Genomic DNA, 17,461 nt, shown 5'->3' with positions numbered 1-17,461 from the left:
TTCAGCCGTTACGCTACGCAATACTGCGACATGATATCAATAGACGCTAAGTTTTAATTCATGGATATATTTAGATTAATATTGATAAATTGCCAATTTCAATAGAATTTAATTTCATTCTCCGCTTGACGCGAGGGCAGTGCCATAATCCGCGTCTCCGTGTCGGCTAAGGCTCCGCCGGTACCGCGAGCACGACCCAGGCGCCGATCAGGCGCGGCCGCGTCGCGGTCCTTTCCGCGCCTTCGGCCCCATCGGCGATCCCCCGATGCCGGAGGGATCGAGCGCTGCTGGCGCTGGCCGCGAGCAGCGGCGGCGGTCAGGCCAACCACACGACGCTGCGGACGCAGAGAAGCGGCCCGCTGGCGCCACCATCCGGCGGTTGGACGACCTTGCCGGCGGACAGGAGGCGCGCGCCAGTGGTTGAAACGTCGAGGGCAGAATAATCGTTCCTGCAAGTCCTCTATTGAGCCAAGATCAGTCTATGTAACATACTAATTTCATTGAAATTTTTCTCTAGCGTAGCCACGCTTCGCCCTTAGACTGGCCCGCGAAGCACGCACACGATCGCCTGCCGGCAGCGGTGCCGTCTCTATACGTTGTAAGAGGACAGTCATATGAAAGCCCTATCCATTCTGGCGGGCCTTGTCTTTGCGCATGCGATCGCGGCCCCCGGCGCCGTTTGGGCGAAGGATGCCGAGAAATCCGGCGGCACTCTGATCGTGGCGCAGAACGCTGAGATCACGCAGCTCGACCCCGGCCGCCAGAAAGGCTGGGAAACGTTCCGCATTACGCGCCATATCTTCGACGCGCTGGTCAGCGAGGATCTCTCCAAGTCGGGCAACGAGGTTGCGACCCCGGCGATCATCCCGGCGCTCGCTGAAGCCTGGACGATATCGCCCGATGGCAAGGTCTATACCTTCAAGCTGCGCCACGGCGTAAAATTCCACGATGGAACCGATTTCAATGCTGAAGCGGTGGCTTTCAACATTCGCCGCGCATGGGACCCGTCATTTGAATTCTACGACGAGATCACCGCGACGAATGTCAAGAACACATACCTATACCTGGAGAAGCTCGAGACGCCGGACCCCTTCACGGTTGTGTTGACCTTCAGGCAGCCGTTCAGCCCCCTTCTGCGGCTCCTGGCGCAGGGCTCCGGCGGCACCGGCCTGATCGCGAGCCCGACATCGATCCGGACCTACGGCAACGACGGCGTGGTCGAGCATCCGACCGGCACGGGACCGTTCAAATTCGTCGAACGGGTGCGCGGGCAGCTCGTCGAAGTCGAACGCTTCGACGGCTATTGGGGCGAGGCTCCGTATCTCGACCGCATCATCTTCCGTCCCATCCCCGACGGCAATGCTCGGGTGGCGGCACTCGAGACCGGAGAGGTCGACTTGATTTCCTGGCCGCCGCGCGACGCCGTCGAGCGTTTGAAAGCCGAGGGGTTCGACGTTCCGAACGTCAGTATTCCGTCGATCTACTACTACAATATCAATTTCTCGCACGCCGCATTCAAGGATCTGCGCGTCCGCCAGGCGCTGATCCACGCCATCGACAGGAAAGGGCTTGCCAAGGACCTGCTCAAGGGCACCGCAGGCCCCGCCTACAGCGTGCTCGCGCCCGGCAGCGCGGCGTTCGACCCGGCATTCCGCGACTACGACTACGATCCGGTGAAAGCCGGGCAGCTGCTGAAGGAGGCGGGCTTCGAGCGCGGCGTCAGCGCCACGATCAACGTCTATGCCGGCGGCGAGGCGGTCGCCGAATGGGTGCAGCGGGACGCCGCCAAGGTCGGCATCAACCTCACCGTCCGCGCCTACGACTGGAACAGCTTCCTGGCTCAGGAACACGCGCTTGGCGCCAACGTCGGCTTCAGTTCGATGGAATGGGGCTTCCTGACGCCCTACTGGCTGTCCATCGTCGGCAGCAGCAACAGCGGCGCCAATATCGGCGGCTACACGAGCGCGGCCTTCGACGCGGCGGTCGCCAAGGCCATCGCCGCAACGGACCCCGCCGACGAGGTGGCCCATTGGCAGGAGGCCAATCGCATCCTTGCAGCCGACGCCGGCAAGATTCCGTTGTTCCTGGAACGGACGCATTACGCCGTTGGCAAGAAGGTTCGCGATTTCGCCTCCCCGGCTCAGGCGTGGTACGACCTCAAGAAAGTATGGCTGACCAAGAAATAACCGCGAGCCACGGCGAAGATGCTTCTGTTCTTGTTGAGGCGCCTGGCAGCCGCGGTCCTCGTGCTGGCAGCTGTCACCTGCGTGGTCTTCATCATCGTCCATGCGTCGTCCGGCGATCCGGTCACGACGCTGCTCGGACAGACGGCGACGCCCGAGCAGATCGCGGCCATGCGAACGAAGCTCGGCCTCGATCTGCCGTTTCCGCAGCAATATGCCGCCTGGCTGTGGCGGCTGCTGCACGGTGATTTCGGCCGGTCGATCAGCACGCAGGTCCCCGCGCTGGCGATCATGGTCCCCGCCTACGGCAACACGCTGGTGCTCGCCCTGTCGAGCCTGTTCGTCTCCCTGCTGTTCGGCGTAGCGATCGGGGTCGTCGCCGGCTTCCATGCCGGCCGGCTCTTGGACAAGATCCTGATGTTCGTGACCGAAGTGCTCGCGGCAACGCCGGTCTTCTGGCTCGGCATCATTCTGATCTGGGTCTTTGCCCGGACGCTCGGCTGGCTGCCGTCGTCGGGGATGCACGACATGCGGATGCGCGGCTCCTCCGTCGACCTGCTTGCGCATCTCGTGCTGCCGTCCGTTGCGGCGTCGGTGCTGGCGGTCTCGATCATCGCCCGCCTGGTGCGCGGGGCGGTCATCGACGTCCTGGCATCGGATTATGTGAAGATCGCCCAAGCCGCGGGCATGACGCCGCTACGCATCTTTCGCACACAGGTCTGGCGCAACATCCTGCCGCCCATCGTCAGCGTCGGCGGCCTGCAGTTCGGCACGCTGTTCGGCGGCGTCATCTTCGTCGAGGCCGTCTTCGCCTGGCCCGGCATCAGCTCCCAGCTCTTCAACGCCATCACGGCGGGGGATGTCGCTGTGGTGCAGACGGGCATCCTGATGATCGCCGCCACCTTCGTGGCGATCAATCTCGTGGTCGATCTCGCTCTTGCGTGGCTCAATCCGAGGACTGCGGTTTCATGAGCGTTTCGCCTGCCCCGTTTCCGGTTCCGAACCGGCGTCCCGCTTTCGGCGCCGGCGTCCGCATCGGTCGGACGGCCCTCGCCGTCGCCCTCATCCTGGCCATTGTCGCGGCCGCGCTGCTCGCACCCTGGATCGCGCCGTTCGACCCCCTGGTGGGCAACGGGGCAATGCGCCTTGCGCCGCCCGGCACGGCGGGGCACCTGCTCGGGCTCGACGGTCAGGGGCGCGATGTCTTGAGCCGTCTCGTCTGGGGGGCTCGGCCATCGCTGATCGCCGGCATCGCGCCCGTCGTGCTCGCGCTCGCGATCAGCCTCGTACTGGGTCTATTTGCCGGCTATACGCCATCGTTCGTCGGCGGCGCCGTCATGCGCGTCGTCGATGCGCTGTTCGCCTTTCCCATGATCCTGTTCGCCATCGCCATCACCTCGCTCATGGGGCCGGGGCTCGGCACGATCGTCGTGACCATCACGGTTTCGCTCGTCCCCTACATGACCCGCATCGTCTACGGCGCCGTCGTCGGGGAGATCGGCAAGGGCTATCTGGAGACGGCGAAGCTGCTGGGCGCCGGGCGCACCACCATCCTCGTGAAGGAGCTGCTGCCCAACGTGGCATCGCCGTCAATCGTCTATGCGACGACGCTGATCGGGCCGATGATCGGCTTCTCGTCGGGCCTGAGCTTCCTCGGTCTCGGCATCCAGCCGCCCGATGCGGACTGGGGGCGCATGACGGTGGAGGGCGTCGAGGTCTTTGCGCGGGGCGCGCCTCATATCGTTCTCGCCGCCGGCGTCGCGATCATCGTGACATCGCTCGCCTTCAATTGGCTCGGGAGCGGACTGAGGGACATCCTCGACCCGCACTATGGATGACGTCCATGAGCGCTGACGCTCAAGCCCCCGCGCTTCTCGACATTGCCGGGCTCAATGTCGACGCTCTGACACGGACCGGAGCGGCGCGGATCCTCACCGATGTCGATCTTGCGGTCTATCCGGGCGACCTCCTCGCCATCGTCGGGGAATCGGGCAGCGGCAAGACCATGACCATGGCCGCCGTGCTCGGTCTCCTGCCTCGGCCCGCCGTGCACATAGCCTCCGGCCGCATCCGTTTCGACGGGACGGACATGCTGGCCTCGCGCATCGCGCGGCGTCGGATTCTTCGCCAGGACATCGCCTTCATCACGCAGAATTCGCTGACCTCGCTCAATCCGGTCCATACGGTCGGACGCCAGCTGACGGACATGATCGCCTTCAGGAACCGGCTCGGCCGCCAGCAGGCGCTCGCTCAGGCGTCCAAATGGCTCGACAAGGTTGGCTTGACGGATGTCGAGCGGGTGCTGCGCGCTCATCCCCACAATCTCAGCGGCGGCATGCGGCAGCGCGTCGTCATCGCCATGGCGATCAGCAGCAGACCGCGCTTGCTGATCGCCGACGAGCCGACGACTGCGCTCGACACGATAACCCAGCTGCAGGTCCTCGACCTCCTGGCCAGCATCAACGCGGAATTCGGCACCGCCGTCGTGATCATTACCCATGATTTCGGCGTCGTGTCCTATCTGAGCCGACGCATCGCGGTCATGTACCAAGGGCGCATCGTCGAGGACGGCAGCACCCGGCAGGTGCTGTCGGCGCCACGAAGCAGCTACAGCCGCGGCCTCATCGCCGCCGTCCCCCGGCTCGACCTCACGTCTGCGAGCGGCGGGAGCTCCGATGCCGTCGCCGCTCCGGCTCCGCTTGGACCGGTGTCCGCCTGAGCGCCCGATGCCCGAAGCGCGCAACACGGACGAAGGAGACGGCAAGGTGAGCGACGACGCCCTGATATCCGTCCGCAATCTGCGGCGGACGTTCGAGAGCGGGAGTGGCGTGCTGACGCGCAAGCGGCAGCGTATGACCGCTGTGAACGATGTGACGTTCGACGTGCCGCGGGGGGAAACCGTCGGCCTCATCGGCGAATCGGGATCAGGCAAATCCACCATCGGCCGGATCATCGCCGGTCTCGAGCGCACCGACGGCGGGCGCGTCCTGTTCGGGGGGACCGACATCAGCCGGCTCGACGAGACGACGCGGCGCGTCTACCGCAAGCATATCCAGCTCGTTCCGCAGGATACGTCCTCGTCCCTCAATCCGCGCCGCCGCGTCGGCCCGCAGATCGCCGATCCGATGCTCCATCTGGGCATCGTCCAGTCGAGGCGGCAGGCGCGGCGCGAAACGGGGCGTCTCCTCGAGCGCGTCGGTCTGACCGAGGCGGACGCAGACCGCTATCCGCACGCCTTCTCGGGGGGACAGCGGCAGCGGATCAACATCGCCCGCACGCTCGGCGTCAAGGCACGCTTCATCATCCTGGACGAGCCGACGTCGGCGCTGGATGTCTCCGTCCAGGCCCAGGTCCTGGACCTGCTCCGCGAGCTGAAAGCCGAATTCGGTCTCACCTATCTGTTCATCGGGCACAATCTGGCGGTGATCCAATCCTTCTGCGACCGCATCCTGGTCATGGAGCGCGGCCGCCTCGTCGATCATTTCCCCGCTCACGAGCTCGGCCATCCCGCGCGTCACGGCGCGACGCGCCGTTTGGTCGAGGCGGTGCTGCCGATCCGGGCCTGAAATCGTCCCTGCCGCTATGATGCGCGTCGTACGGCTGTCGGCGCCTTGCCCCACGAGGAGCGATCGCGCGCCCCGGCGCCCGGGTGGTCGTCGCGAAGCCGCGTCTGGCCCGCGCCTTGCAGCCGCTCGCGCAAGGTGACGGGCTCGGCGCCGCGCTCCCGGATGCGGCCGCGCCTGCGCAGCTCCGGAACGACGAACTCGACGAAATCGGCGAACGAGCCCGGGCTGATCGCATAGGCGATGTTGAAGCCGTCGATTCCGGCCTCGTCGACGATGCGTTCCAATTCGTCCGCCACCGTCGCCGGCGCACCGACGATGGTCGGATGCAAGCCGCCGACGCCGATATACTCGGCGACGCTGCGGACCGTCCACGTGTGCTCCGCATCGATGCTGGTCAGCGTCGACAGCAGCGACCGGCTGGCGTTCGTCTCGATATATTCGAGCGGATGGTCGAGCGGGTACTGTGACCAGTCGACACCAGTCCAGGCCGAGAAGAGCGCCAGGGCGGCATCGATATCCGCGTACGACGCGAGGTCGGCGTACTTCGCCTGGGCCTCCGCCTCCGTCGCCGCCGTGACCACCGTCGCGCCGGCGATGAACTTGATCGAATCGGGCGACCGTCCGAGGGCCGCGGCCTGCGTGCGGATCGACTCGACGGACCGCTTCAGCGCAGCGACATTGGTGCCGGCGAGGAAGATGACTTCCGCGTTGTGGGCCGCGAATGTGCGGCCGCGGGTGGAGGTGCCCGCCTGGAACAGCACGGGCGTGCGCTGCGGGCTGGGCTCGGACAGGTGCGCTCCGGGAACCGTATAGTGCTCTCCGAAATGGCCGATCGGATGCACCTTTGCCGGATCCGTGAAGATTCCGGCCGCCGCGTCGCAGACGACCGCGTCGTCCTCCCAGGAACCCTCCCACAGCTTGTAGGTCACGTCGAGGAATTCCTGGGCGCGGTCGTAGCGCCGGTCGTGATCGATCTGCTGCGGCAGCCCGAGATTCTTCGCCGCCGATTCCAGCATCGACGTGACGATGTTCCAGGCGATGCGGCCCTTGGTCAGATGATCGAGCGTGGTGAACTTGCGCGCCAGCAGATAGGGCTGCTCGTAGGTGGTGGACACGGTGATGCCGAAGCCGAGGTGCTTGGTTGCCGCAGCCAGCGCCGACACCAGCAGCAGCGGATCGTGCACCGGCGATTGCGCCGCGGTCCTTAGCGAGGCATCGGCCGTGCCCCGGTAGACATCGAGGTGGCCGAGCGCGTCGGCGAGAAACAGGCTGTCGAACCCGCCTTCGTCCAGAAGGCGAGCCAGGTCGATCCAATAGTCCAGGCTCGTATAGTGGCGCGCCCTGTCGTCGGGGTGCCGCCACAGGCCGGCGGACAGATGCCCGACGACGAACATGGCAAATCCGTTCAGCACGAACGGCTTCTTGACGAACGGCTGCTCGGCGGCCTCGTCATGGCTTTCACGGCTCATCGTCTCGTCTTCCTCGTACTGCTCGATCAGGCGTAGTGGCCGGGCTCAGGGTAGGCGCCGGTCGCATACCATCGGCCGACATTGCGCAGCTTGTACTCCGCGGGATTGTGCAGCGTGTGCACCCGGACGTTGCGCCAGAACCGGTCGAGCCCGAGCGTCCTTGTCGTCGAGCGCGTACCCGTGACTTCGAATATTCGGTTGGTGACCTCGACGGCCGTATTGCCGGCGTGCACATTCGCCGCCGCGACGATCACGGCCGTCTCGCCGCGCGTCCGGTCCGTCAGCGCCCGTCCCTCGGCCCAGGCCTTGTCGAGCCCAGCAAGCGCCCGGTCGGCGAGACCTTCCGCGGCCAGGACCTGGATCAGCAATTCGCCGAATTGCCGCTGGATGCCGGGGTCGTCGACGGCCTGCTCGACCCCGGAGGTAACCCAGGGACGCGCGCTCGTCCGGGTGTAGTCGCGGGCGGCCTCGAGCGCGCCTTCGGCCACGCCGACGAAGATGTTGAGAAGCACGCTCTGGGAGAGGATGGCGCCGATGGTGCCGAAGGGACGGTTCTCGTTGGCGCCGGCATCGAGTACCTCGTCGGCGGACACCCGCACGTTCTCGAAGGTCGTCGTGCCGCTGCCCGTTTGCCGCTGGCCGAAGGAATCCCAATCGTCCTTGACCGTCACGCCCGGCCGGCGGGTCGGAATGGCGCCGAAATGAAGCACCTCGTCCGCCGCGTCCTCCCAGGAGATGATGAGATGGTCGGAGCCCGACGCTCCCGTGCTGTAAGGTCGCCAGCCGTTCAGCACATAGCTGCCGTCGTCCTGGCGGACACCCTTCAGGCTGCGCGAGGCGGCGTTGACGGCATTACCCCAGAAGATGCGCGGATCGCTGGACAGCCGGTAGTAGAAGTCTTCGTGCTGCCGGTGCGAGCGGAAAGCGGGGGAGACTACGGCAATGTAGTGATAGCCGAGAAGATGCGCGATGGCCGCGTCCGCGCGGGCGATCCGGCGAACGACCGTCAGCAGGGTCGACCACGCAACCCCGCCGCCACCCTGGGCGGCGGGAACGATGAGGCTGAGAAGCCCGCTGCCGCGCAGCAGCTCGAGCTGGGCCAGCGGCACGCCGCCGGCCCCGTCGCGCTCGACCGCATCTGGAGCGAGCCTCACTGCCACATCCTCTGCCGTCTTCAGGTGGATGTCGGATGAAGGATTGGACAGGGTCATGATGGCGTCTTGATGCGATGTCCGGACACGCCAGGTCGATGACGCCCGGGCGAAACACTTGGTCGAGCGGCCCGTTGCGGCCCGAAATCCTCGGCCGCTGACACGCCGCGTCAGGTCCGCGGCGGGACCCACACTGCGTCCTGGACGGCGACCGGCTTCGGGATGAGGCCAAGCTGATGGAACGTGTCGGCGATAGCTTGCTGCTGCGCCACGATTTTCGCGTCGATGGGCTCGAAGGTATAGCCGGCGCGGTCGGCGGCTTTTCTCAAGATGGCCTTGTCGAGGCCCGTCACCTCGGCCAGAGCCTGCGAGACCTCGTCGCGATGGGCGTCGGCCCAGACCGTGAGCTTCGCCAGCTCGTCGAGCGCCGCCGCCAGCACCTGCGGATGCTCCGCGGCGAACGTCTTGTTGGCGAGATAGAAGCTGTGACCGTCGACGATGCCCTTCGTCGTCGTGAGGATCCGAGCCTTCTGTCCTTCCTCGGCGATGGCAAAATACGGATCCCAGATCGTCCAGGCATCGACGCTGCCGCGGGAGAACGCGGCGGCCGCGTCGGCCGGGCTGAGATAGGCCGGCGTGATGTCGCCGAAGGCAAGGCCGGCCTTGGCCAGGGCCTGAACGGTGAAGTTGTGCGAATTCGACCCTTTCGCGACCGCGATCTTCTTGCCTTTCAGCTCCGGCAACGTGCGGATCGGCGAGTCCTGCGGCACCAGAATGGCTTGTTCCGTTCCGGCGATCGCCGCGGCATAGACGATGTTGGCGCCCGCCGCCTGCGCAAAGATCGGCGGCGTATCCCCGGTGACGCCGATGTCGACCGAGCCTATCCCGAGCGCTTCCAGAAGCGGCGGACCATACTGGAACTCGGTCCATTTGACGTTCTGGATGCCGAACTCCTTCAGCCTCGTCTCGAACACCTTCTCGCGCCGGGCAACGACGAATACGCCGCTCTTCTGAAAGCCGATCCGGAATTCCTTGATCTCCGCGGCCCGGGCCCGGGGCGCCAATGCCAACGTCGCGACCGTTCCGGCGAGCCAACCTCGTCTCGTAAGCGTCATGTCCGTCTTGCCCCTCCTCGAACAGGGCGAACGGTCGGAGTTCCGGCGCTTCAGGTCAATAGACGTAACGTCTATAGTTTTTTACTTATTAGATAAAATTCTTGCTTTTGATGCGCAGACAAGAATTGCATTCCGACAGGTGTCCCTCCCCGCTCGCTCAAACGGCCGGTTGCGGCACTCATGTCTCCGACCACCTGTCCCCCCGCTCCCCGATCGAGGCGCGGCGCGGCTCAGACGCCGAGGTAGATCCGCTTGATGTCGTCGTTCTGCCTGAGGGACTCGGTATCGCCGCAGAGCGCCACCTTGCCGTCGCTCACCAGGTAGCCTCGTGTCGAGATATTCAGCGCCATCATCGCGTTCTGCTCGGCGATGAGCACACCGGTCCCCTCCCGGCTGAGCTCGGCAATCTTCCTGAAGATCTCGGTTATGATCTTGGGCGCCAAACCGAGAGAGGGCTCGTCGAGCAAGAGGAGCCTGGGCTTGCTCATCAGCGCCCGCCCGATGGCGAGCATCTGCTGCTCACCGCCGGACAATGTTCCCGCTTTCTGAGCAAGACGCTCCCTCAGCTGCGGGAAGATGCTGAGCACCCAATCGAAATCCCGGCCGACCGCCGCCGAATCAGCACGCGTGAAAGCGCCCACGGTGAGGTTCTCACGCACCGTGAGGGGCGAGAACACGCGCCGTCCCTCGGGCACGAGCGAGAGGCCGCGCCTGACGATGGCGTTGGCTGGGACGGACGCGATGTCGGTGCCGTCGAACCGGATGCGGCCCTTGACCGGCCTCAGGAAGCCCGAGATGGCATGCATGATGGTCGACTTGCCAGCCCCGTTCGCGCCGATGAGGCAGACGGCTTCGCCGGCGTCCACCTCGAGCGCGATATCGTGGAGGATATGGCTCGCACCGATCGATGCGTTCAGGCCGTCAATGGTCAGGAGCAATGTCGGCTGCCTCTCCGAGATAGGCATCGATGACGGCCTGGTTGTTGCGGACCTCGTCGGGTGTTCCCTCCGCGATCCGCGTGCCGTTGTTGACGACGAGCACGTCGTGCGACAGCTCCATCACGACGCGGACGTTGTGCTCGACCAGCAGGATCGAGACGCCCGCCCGGTTGAGCGACAGGATGATGTCCGACACGAGGCGGACGACGTCGGAGGGCAGGCCCGCCATCGGCTCGTCGAGGAGCAGCAGCTTGGGCTCCGTCGCCATTGCCCGCGCGATGTCGAGGATCTTCGCCTCGCCATAGCTCAATGTTCCGGCTTTGATGTTGGCGCGCTGCGCAAGACCTAGCCGGTCCAGTATCTCGTAGGCCAGCGCCCTGTCCTGCGCCCGCTCCCGGCGGGCGAAGGGGGTGGCGAGCCATCCCCTCACAAAGCCCGATCGCGTGCGGATGTGGCGGCCGGCGATCACGTTGTCGAGCACGGTGAGTTCGGAGAAGGTCTGCAGGTTCTGGAACGTCCGCGCCATGCCGCGCGCCACCCGGCGATGGATCGGCATGGTTTCGATGGACTCGCCGTCGAAGGAGATGTGCCCGGCCTGTGTCGGGATGATGCCCGTCAGGATGTTGAACAGCGTGGTCTTGCCGGCGCCGTTCGGCCCGATGATCGATTTGATCTCACCGGTCCTCACGGTGAACGACACGCCGCTCAGCGCCTGCAGGCCACCGAACCCCTGGCTCAGCCCCCTCACCTCCAGGATGCTAGCCATGACGAGTTCTCAAACGCCCGGCAAGCTGCGACAGCCCGGCCGCCAGCCCGCCCGGAAGGAAGCCGACGACGACGATCATCAGGATCCCGAAAATGAGCAGCTCCAGGTCCTCCAGAGAGCGCGTCAGCTCGGGAACGGCGGTGAACAGCAGCGCGCCGAGGAAGCCGCCCCAGTAGTGTCCGAGCCCGCCGACGGCGGCCATGACGAGGAGCAGCACGGAGGTGAAGAACGAAAACGTCTCCGGCGTCGTGTAGTTGTTCTGGTGCGCGTAGAGGGCGCCCGCCAGGCCGGCGATCGACGCGCTCAGGGAAAAGGCGATGAGCTTGTAGCGGAACACGGGCACGCCGATGGAGGAGGCCGCAATGTCGCTGATGCCGAGCGCCCGCAACCCCAGACCAGCCCGCGAGCGGACCAGGTTGAGCAGGCCCAGCATCACGAGACCGCTGACGGTCCAGGCGACATAGAAGAACCCATCGGCGTCGCCGAGGCTCCGGCCGAGGATCGCATAGGAGGGTATGCCGCCAAGCCCGTTCGGGCCGCCCGTGAGGCCCACCAGGCCGACGAACAGGGTGGACATGATCACATTGAGCCCGACCGTCGCCATGGCGAGGTAGTGCCCGCGTGCGCGCAGCGTCGGCAGGCCGACCACGGCGGCAACGGCCGCCGCCACTGCGATCGCGGCGATGGTGGAGAGCCACGGTGAGACGCCATAGCGTGCCGACAGGATGCCGCTGGCGTACGCGCCGAGACCGTAGAAGGCGGCATGGGCGAGCGAAATCTGGCCCGAGATGCCTACCAGCAGGTTGAGGCTCGCGATGAGCAGGACGTTGATGAAGAAGGTGGAGCCCAGGCTCGTGATGTAGTCGTTGGGGGACAGATGCGGCAACAATGCCAGCAGAACCCAGGCGGCCGCCAGGAGGAGATAGTTGCAATCCCGGTCCCCGCCGGCGGCAGATCGCGCGAACTTGACCACTTTCGCTATACCTTCGTGACCTGCGGCCGGCCCAGCAGGCCCTGGGGCCGCGCGACGAGAACCGCCAGCAGCACCAGGAACGAGACCGCGTCCTTGAACTGGCTCGTGACGTAGCCGGAGACCAGCCCTTCCATCAGCCCCAGCAGCAGGCCGCCGAACACCGCGCCGTAGAGGCTGCCGAGGCCGCCGAGCATGGCCGCGCTGAAGCCCTTGAAGCCGAGGATCGCGCCGCTGTCGTAAGTCATGAGCGTCAGCGGTGTGATGATGGCGCCGGCGACCCCGCCGAACAGCGCGGCCAGGATGAAGGACGCGGCGACGACGTAGTGGTTGTTGATCCCGACCAGCGTCGCTGCCTTCGGGTCAGCGGCGGTCGCCTTCATGGCGATGCCGAATCTGGTCTTCTCGAAGAAGAGGTGCGTCGCCACCATGAGGACGGAGGTGACGCCCAGCACCCAGAAGATCTGGGTCGGGATATTGACCCCGAACAGCTTGACCAGGCTGGGTTCGGAGAGGCCGCCGTAGCCCTGCGGGTCCTTGCCGATCGTCAGCATGACGAGGCTCTTCGTCACGAGCGACAGGCCGACCGAGACCAACGTGATCGCCAGCGGCGAGCGGTGGCGGATCGGCCGGATGGCGATGCGCTCCGACACTCCGCCCACCAGTGCCACCGCAAGGGCCGCGAGCACGCAGGCAATCCAGACGAGAGGAATGCCGTGCTGCAGGGAGAAGGCGGCGATCATGCCCCCCAGCATCACCCATTCGCCCTGCGTGAAATTCAGCGCGTCGGTGCTCTTGAAGATGATGTTGAAGCCGACGGCGATCAGCGCATAGATGCTCCCCGTCCCGATCCCGCCGATGATGATCTCGATCATGTCCGGGCTCTCGTCGCCAGGTTTGCCGGTCACTTATAGTCGACGAGTCGGAAGCCTCCCTTGCCGTAGGTGATGATCACGAGATCGTCCTTCGACAGGCCCGAATGGCGGGTCGGGGAGAAGTTGAAGACACCGCCGACGGCCGGAAAGTTTGTCGTGGTTTCGAGCGCGCTGCGCACCTTCTCCTTGTCGTCCCCGCCCGCCTTCAGGGCTTTGGACGCGAGCAGGATGGAGTCGTAGGCCTGCGCCACATAGAAGCTCGGCGCCCGGCCGTGCTTGGCCTTGAACTTCTCGGTCAGCTCCTGGATCGGCTTTTTCGACCGATCGCCGTCCGGCAGGTCGTCGCCCACGACGAACTTGCCGGAAACGAGCAGAAGCCCCTCGACGGCGTCGCCCGCTAGATCCAGGTAGCGTTGCGCGACGAAGCCGAAGCCGTGCACGAGCGTGCGGTCCCCCAGGCCGAGCTGCTTGGCTTGCTTGATGAAGATGACGCCGGCCGGCGTCGCCGTCCAGGCCACGAGCGCCTGCACGCCGTTGTTCTTGGCACGGGTCAACTGCGGGGTAAGGTCGGTATCCGTCGGCGTGAAGGGCTCGTAGGAGACCTCCCAGCCATACTTCGCGGCGTTGCGCTTGACCACGTCGGCGGCCGACTGCCCGAAGCCGCTGGTATCATAAACGAGCGCGACCTTGGTGACGCCCTTCTTCTTGAAGTAGTCGGCCAGCCTGTCGAAGCACTGTTCGTCGTCGAGCGTGCTCTTGAACAGCCATTTCCGGCTGTCGTCGACCGGATATACAATGTCGGCGGCCCCCGAGATCGAAATCGTCGGGATCTTGGCTGCGTTGAGCACGGGACCGGTAGCAAGATCGATGCCGCTCGTGCCGCCATTGCTCGCAACGAAATCGACCCTGTCCTGGGAAATCAGGCGGCGAACCGCCGCCAGGCCCTTGGCGGTCTGGCTCTCGGAGTCGTAGGTGATCAACTCAACCTTCTTGCCGCCGATTCCGCCCGCCGCGTTGATCTCCTCGACGGCGATCTCCTGAGCGAATTTCTCATCCTGCCCGAGGAACGCCGCCGGTCCGGTCAGCGCCACGCTCGAGCCGATCTTTATCGTTTCGGCCGCTGCGGCCATGGACGGCACCAGCAACAGCACGACACCGGCCATGGCGGAGGTCACCTTCGACCCTTGCGTCATTCCTACATATCCTCTTATATCTATCAACTTGATAGGTTATTGGATCGCTAACGCGACGCACCGTGGTTGTCAAGCACAGTTTGAATTGATCCGATGTCCGATCGAGGGCGCAACGGACAATTGAGATTAAATAACTATGTCAGAGGCAAAAATGAGAAAGAAACGCAACGATACGATGCATCTCGGTGCGTTCGCGATCGCCGGTCCCGTCATGGGTAATTTTGGCTCATGGCGTTATCCGACGGCCGATAAGAACATTCTGGAGGCAAAGTACTACGCGAAGCTCGGCCGAATTCTGGAAGAAGGCAAGTTCGACCTGGTCTTTTTTCCCGACGTGCAGGCCGTGGCCGATACCTACGGCGGCAGCACCGACGCGCAGATCAGATACGGCGCGTTGGGCTCGCTGCGTCTCGATCCGCTCGTGGTGCTTTCGGCCATGGCCATCACGACGGAGCGCCTGGGTCTCACGGGAACCATCTCGACATCGTATTTCGAGCCCTATGCGGTCGCGCGCAAGCTCGCCACCCTCGACCACCTGAGCGGTGGCCGCGCCGGCTGGAACATCGTGACCTCGATCATGAACGCGGAGGCGGCGAACTACGGGCGGACCAATCACTTCCCGCGTGCCGACCGCTACGAGCGAGCGGACGAGTTCGTCGGGGTCGTCTGCAAGCTGTGGGACAGCTGGGAGGACGGCGCGGTCGTCTACGACCGGGAGACGCCGCTCTTCGCCGACCCGGCCAAGGTCGCCCCCATCGACCACCAGGGGAAATGGTTCCAGGTCAAGGGGCCTCTCAACATCAGCCGCCCGCCGCAAGGGCGTCCCGTCTTCGCTCAGGCCGGCGCCTCTCATCGGGGGCGAGATTTCTCGGCGCGGTGGGCGGACATCATCTTCGTCAACCACTCGTCGCTCGAGGCGGCGCAGGAGTTCTACGCCGACATCAAGGCCCGGGCCCGCGGCTTCGGGCGGAACCCGGACGATATCAAGATCCTGCCGGGCATCGTGCCGGTGGTCGCCGAAACCGAAACCATCGCCAGGGAACACGACAGGCTGCTCGTCGAGCTGATGCCGATGCTGGGCGGGCTCTCCACTCTCGCCTATCACCTCGACGTCGATCTCTCGAAGTTCCCGCATGACGAGATCCTGCCGGAGCTGGATGTTCCCGGCATCCAGGGCCACTACGACGAGGTGTCCCAGCTCACGCGCAAACTCGGCCTGACCCTTGCGGAGCTGGGCAAGCGTTACGGCATCGGCACGTTGCGCGACTTCATCGGCGATCCCGAACAGGTCGTCGATCGGCTGGAGGAATGGTACGATTCCCATGCCTGCGATGGCTTCATGATCCAGATCCCGTTCTTTCCCGGTGGAATCGAGGACTTCGTCCGCCTCGCCATCCCGGAGCTGCAGAGGCGCGGCCGCTTCCGCCTGGACTACGAAGGCACGACGCTGCGCGATCACCTTCGCATTCCGCGCCCGCCCTCCCGTTGAGATCGCCCGGTGCAGCCGCGCGAGCGGAAATTGCGCCCGTTGTTGCTCGGAACACCGTATGAACGGCATTGACTACTTCGAGAGAGGCTGGAGCCTCGGGCCCGATGCCGAGTGCATGGTCGACGCGTCGTCGGGCGAGCGCTTCACCTACGCGCAGGTGCGAGGCCTCACGCTCCGCATCGCCGACGCCCTGAAGGCCCGCGGCCACGGCATTCACTCCAAGGCCGCCGTCCTCAGCTACAACAACGGCACGGCCCTGACCGTCTTCCTGTCCCTGTTGAGGCTCGGGGTTGCGCCGATCCCCGTCAACGCGCGCAACACGCCGGAGGAGAACGGGCGTACGCTGGCCGCGCTCGATTGCGACATCGTGTTCTTCAAGGAGGAGTTTCTATCCGCCATCCCGACCATCGCGGCGCTTGCCCCTCGTATTCGCGATTTCGTCTGTCTCGACGAGGTTGCGGGCTGCGTGTCGCTCCAGGCGTGGATCGCGGAGCACGGAGAGACATGGTTCGAGCTGCCCCATGACGGAGACCGCATCTACCAGATCCTGCCGACAGGCGGCACCACGGGCCAACCCAAGGGTGTGATGCTCGCCAACCGCAGCATCGAGAGCCACGTCACCAACATGATGGCGCTGGCTCCATGCAAGGAGCGGATGGTGTTCCTGGCCGTCGCGCCGGTGACGCACGCAGCAGGCTACCTCGTCCAGACCACGTTCGTGAACGGCGGCCTGGTCGTCATCATGCCGACGGTGGATCATGCGCGGCTGCTGGAGGCGATCCCGCGCTACGGCGTGACCCACACCTTCCTGCCTCCGACGCTGCTCTACGACCTGATCGACCATCCCGACATCGGCCAGCACGACTACGCGTCGCTGCGCTATGTGATCTATGGGGGCGCCCCCATGGCGCCTGAGAAGGTACGCAAGGCGATCGGCATCTTCGGGCCGACGCTCTGCCAGATCTACGGCCAATCGGAAACGTCGTTTCCCAACACGTTCCTATCGCCAGACGACCATCTCCAGGACGGCCGTGTCGCCTCGCCCGAGCGCCTGCTGAGCTGCGGACGGGCAACCCCGTTCTGCCGCGTCGAGGTCATCCGCGACGGTGAGGTCGCACCCATGGGCGAGATTGGCGAAATCGCGGTGCGGGGCACCAGCGTAATGCTGGGATACTACAAGAACGAGGCGGCGACCGCCGAAGTCTCGGTGAACGGCTGGCACCTCACTGGGGACATCGGCTACCGCGATGCGGAGGGCTATTTCTATATCGTCGATCGCAAGAAGGACATGATCATCTCGGGAGGGTTCAACGTCTACTCGATCGAGGTCGAAGCGGTCCTGCTCAGCCATCCCGCCGTCCGCGAATGCGCCGTGATCGGGATACCCGATTCTCGCTGGGGCGAGATGGTTGCAGCGGAGGTCGAGCTGCTGTCGGGCAAGACAGCCTCCGCGGAGGAGATCCTCGCGTTCTGCAAGGAGCGCCTCGGCTCCGTGAAGGCTCCCAAGCGGGTCGAGATCGTGGAGCAGCTCCCGCGCAGCACCGTCGGCAAGGTCCTCAAGCGCGAAGTCCGCTCCAAGTACTGGAGGGGCAAGGTCAGGCAGGTCAATTGACCTGCCCGGCCGCCCATGCGGCTGCCGGCCTGACAGCGCATCCGTCGCGTGAAGCCTCTCGCCGCCGCCAGCCTCGCCGGCAGCGATGGACAGCCGCGCCCGAACGGTTCACCTTCCGCGTGTCTGGTTGCAAG

General features: G+C 65.2%; 15 protein-coding genes. 7 read left to right on the top strand and 8 right to left on the bottom strand.

Annotation, left to right across the window (positions count from 1 at the left end; all coding sequences use genetic code 11):
• Window positions 1-614: 614 nt before the first annotated feature.
• Genes ACZ5PO_RS11135 through ACZ5PO_RS11115 form a run of 5 tightly spaced genes read left to right on the top strand, consistent with a single transcriptional unit; the run spans window position 615 to window position 5,749 of the window.
• Window positions 615-2,186 (top strand): ABC transporter substrate-binding protein, encoded by a 1,572-nt coding sequence (locus tag ACZ5PO_RS11135; protein ID WP_464193299.1) that lies wholly within the window; start codon window positions 615-617, stop codon window positions 2,184-2,186.
• An 18-nt stretch (window positions 2,187-2,204) separates the two neighbouring features.
• Window positions 2,205-3,155 carry an ABC transporter permease gene (locus tag ACZ5PO_RS11130; protein WP_464193297.1) on the top strand — a complete coding sequence of 317 codons (951 nt, stop codon included), beginning with the start codon at window positions 2,205-2,207 and terminating at the stop codon, window positions 3,153-3,155.
• Window positions 3,152-4,021 (top strand): ABC transporter permease, encoded by an 870-nt coding sequence (locus ACZ5PO_RS11125; RefSeq protein WP_464193296.1) that lies wholly within the window; start codon window positions 3,152-3,154, stop codon window positions 4,019-4,021. Before ACZ5PO_RS11130 ends, ACZ5PO_RS11125 begins: the two co-directional genes overlap by 4 nt.
• A 5-nt stretch (window positions 4,022-4,026) precedes the next feature.
• The gene (locus tag ACZ5PO_RS11120; RefSeq protein WP_464193294.1) at window positions 4,027-4,902 is read left to right on the top strand and encodes an ABC transporter ATP-binding protein; all 876 of its coding nucleotides are present in this window, start codon (window positions 4,027-4,029) and stop codon (window positions 4,900-4,902) included.
• 46 nt (window positions 4,903-4,948) lie between these two features.
• Window positions 4,949-5,749 (top strand): ATP-binding cassette domain-containing protein, encoded by an 801-nt coding sequence (locus ACZ5PO_RS11115; protein ID WP_464193292.1) that lies wholly within the window; start codon window positions 4,949-4,951, stop codon window positions 5,747-5,749.
• Window positions 5,750-5,763: 14 nt separating this feature from the next.
• Here the strand turns inward: ACZ5PO_RS11115 and ACZ5PO_RS11110 are convergent, their stop codons facing one another.
• From ACZ5PO_RS11110 to ACZ5PO_RS11075, 8 genes are all read right to left on the bottom strand, one after another.
• Window positions 5,764-7,218, bottom strand: a complete 1,455-nt coding sequence (locus ACZ5PO_RS11110; protein ID WP_464193290.1) for an LLM class flavin-dependent oxidoreductase — start codon at window positions 7,216-7,218, stop codon at window positions 5,764-5,766.
• Between the two features lie 26 nt (window positions 7,219-7,244).
• Window positions 7,245-8,429, bottom strand: coding sequence for an acyl-CoA dehydrogenase family protein (locus tag ACZ5PO_RS11105; protein WP_464193288.1), 1,185 nt, complete (start codon window positions 8,427-8,429; stop codon window positions 7,245-7,247).
• Window positions 8,430-8,539: 110 nt separating this feature from the next.
• Window positions 8,540-9,484, bottom strand: coding sequence for a sulfonate ABC transporter substrate-binding protein (locus tag ACZ5PO_RS11100; protein WP_464193286.1), 945 nt, complete (start codon window positions 9,482-9,484; stop codon window positions 8,540-8,542).
• 230 nt (window positions 9,485-9,714) lie between these two features.
• Window positions 9,715-10,422, bottom strand: a complete 708-nt coding sequence (locus tag ACZ5PO_RS11095) for an ABC transporter ATP-binding protein (RefSeq protein ID WP_464193283.1) — start codon at window positions 10,420-10,422, stop codon at window positions 9,715-9,717.
• Window positions 10,406-11,188 carry an ABC transporter ATP-binding protein gene (locus ACZ5PO_RS11090; RefSeq protein WP_464193280.1) on the bottom strand — a complete coding sequence of 261 codons (783 nt, stop codon included), beginning with the start codon at window positions 11,186-11,188 and terminating at the stop codon, window positions 10,406-10,408. The genes ACZ5PO_RS11095 and ACZ5PO_RS11090 overlap by 17 nt, the downstream gene beginning before the upstream one ends.
• Window positions 11,181-12,161: a branched-chain amino acid ABC transporter permease gene (locus ACZ5PO_RS11085; RefSeq protein WP_464193278.1), complete on the bottom strand. Its 981-nt coding sequence runs from the start codon at window positions 12,159-12,161 to the stop codon at window positions 11,181-11,183. The genes ACZ5PO_RS11090 and ACZ5PO_RS11085 overlap by 8 nt, the downstream gene beginning before the upstream one ends.
• A gap of 5 nt (window positions 12,162-12,166) precedes the next feature.
• Window positions 12,167-13,033: a branched-chain amino acid ABC transporter permease gene (locus ACZ5PO_RS11080; protein ID WP_464193276.1), complete on the bottom strand. Its 867-nt coding sequence runs from the start codon at window positions 13,031-13,033 to the stop codon at window positions 12,167-12,169.
• 29 nt (window positions 13,034-13,062) lie between these two features.
• The gene (locus ACZ5PO_RS11075) at window positions 13,063-14,226 is read right to left on the bottom strand and encodes an ABC transporter substrate-binding protein (protein ID WP_464193274.1); all 1,164 of its coding nucleotides are present in this window, start codon (window positions 14,224-14,226) and stop codon (window positions 13,063-13,065) included.
• Between the two features lie 151 nt (window positions 14,227-14,377).
• Between ACZ5PO_RS11075 and ACZ5PO_RS11070 the strand changes: the two genes are divergently transcribed.
• The gene (locus ACZ5PO_RS11070; RefSeq protein WP_464193272.1) at window positions 14,378-15,715 is read left to right on the top strand and encodes an LLM class flavin-dependent oxidoreductase; all 1,338 of its coding nucleotides are present in this window, start codon (window positions 14,378-14,380) and stop codon (window positions 15,713-15,715) included.
• A gap of 58 nt (window positions 15,716-15,773) precedes the next feature.
• A complete protein-coding gene (locus tag ACZ5PO_RS11065; RefSeq protein WP_464193270.1) occupies window positions 15,774-17,327 on the top strand; it encodes a class I adenylate-forming enzyme family protein in 1,554 nt (517 codons plus the stop codon).
• The last annotated feature ends 134 nt before the right edge of the window (window positions 17,328-17,461 follow it).

The organism is Chelatococcus sp. KU-N122 (assembly GCF_055391085.1).
This window is presented reverse-complemented; position numbering and strand designations above follow the sequence as displayed.

Excerpts from the sequence above, each read along its gene's own strand:
- ACZ5PO_RS11130 (WP_464193297.1), top strand. The coding sequence starts at position 2,205 with ATGCTTCTGTTCTTGTTGAGGCGCCTGGCAGCCGCGGTCCTCGTGCTG.
- ACZ5PO_RS11135 (WP_464193299.1), top strand. The coding sequence starts at position 615 with ATGAAAGCCCTATCCATTCTGGCGGGCCTTGTCTTTGCGCATGCGATC.
- ACZ5PO_RS11065 (WP_464193270.1), top strand. The coding sequence starts at position 15,774 with ATGAACGGCATTGACTACTTCGAGAGAGGCTGGAGCCTCGGGCCCGAT.
- ACZ5PO_RS11120 (WP_464193294.1), top strand. The coding sequence starts at position 4,027 with ATGAGCGCTGACGCTCAAGCCCCCGCGCTTCTCGACATTGCCGGGCTC.
- ACZ5PO_RS11070 (WP_464193272.1), top strand. The coding sequence starts at position 14,378 with ATGAGAAAGAAACGCAACGATACGATGCATCTCGGTGCGTTCGCGATC.
- ACZ5PO_RS11125 (WP_464193296.1), top strand. The coding sequence starts at position 3,152 with ATGAGCGTTTCGCCTGCCCCGTTTCCGGTTCCGAACCGGCGTCCCGCT.
- ACZ5PO_RS11105 (WP_464193288.1), bottom strand. The coding sequence starts at position 8,429 with ATGACCCTGTCCAATCCTTCATCCGACATCCACCTGAAGACGGCAGAG.
- ACZ5PO_RS11080 (WP_464193276.1), bottom strand. The coding sequence starts at position 13,033 with ATGATCGAGATCATCATCGGCGGGATCGGGACGGGGAGCATCTATGCG.
- ACZ5PO_RS11110 (WP_464193290.1), bottom strand. The coding sequence starts at position 7,218 with ATGAGCCGTGAAAGCCATGACGAGGCCGCCGAGCAGCCGTTCGTCAAG.
- ACZ5PO_RS11090 (WP_464193280.1), bottom strand. The coding sequence starts at position 11,188 with ATGGCTAGCATCCTGGAGGTGAGGGGGCTGAGCCAGGGGTTCGGTGGC.
- ACZ5PO_RS11100 (WP_464193286.1), bottom strand. The coding sequence starts at position 9,484 with ATGACGCTTACGAGACGAGGTTGGCTCGCCGGAACGGTCGCGACGTTG.
- ACZ5PO_RS11075 (WP_464193274.1), bottom strand. The coding sequence starts at position 14,226 with ATGACGCAAGGGTCGAAGGTGACCTCCGCCATGGCCGGTGTCGTGCTG.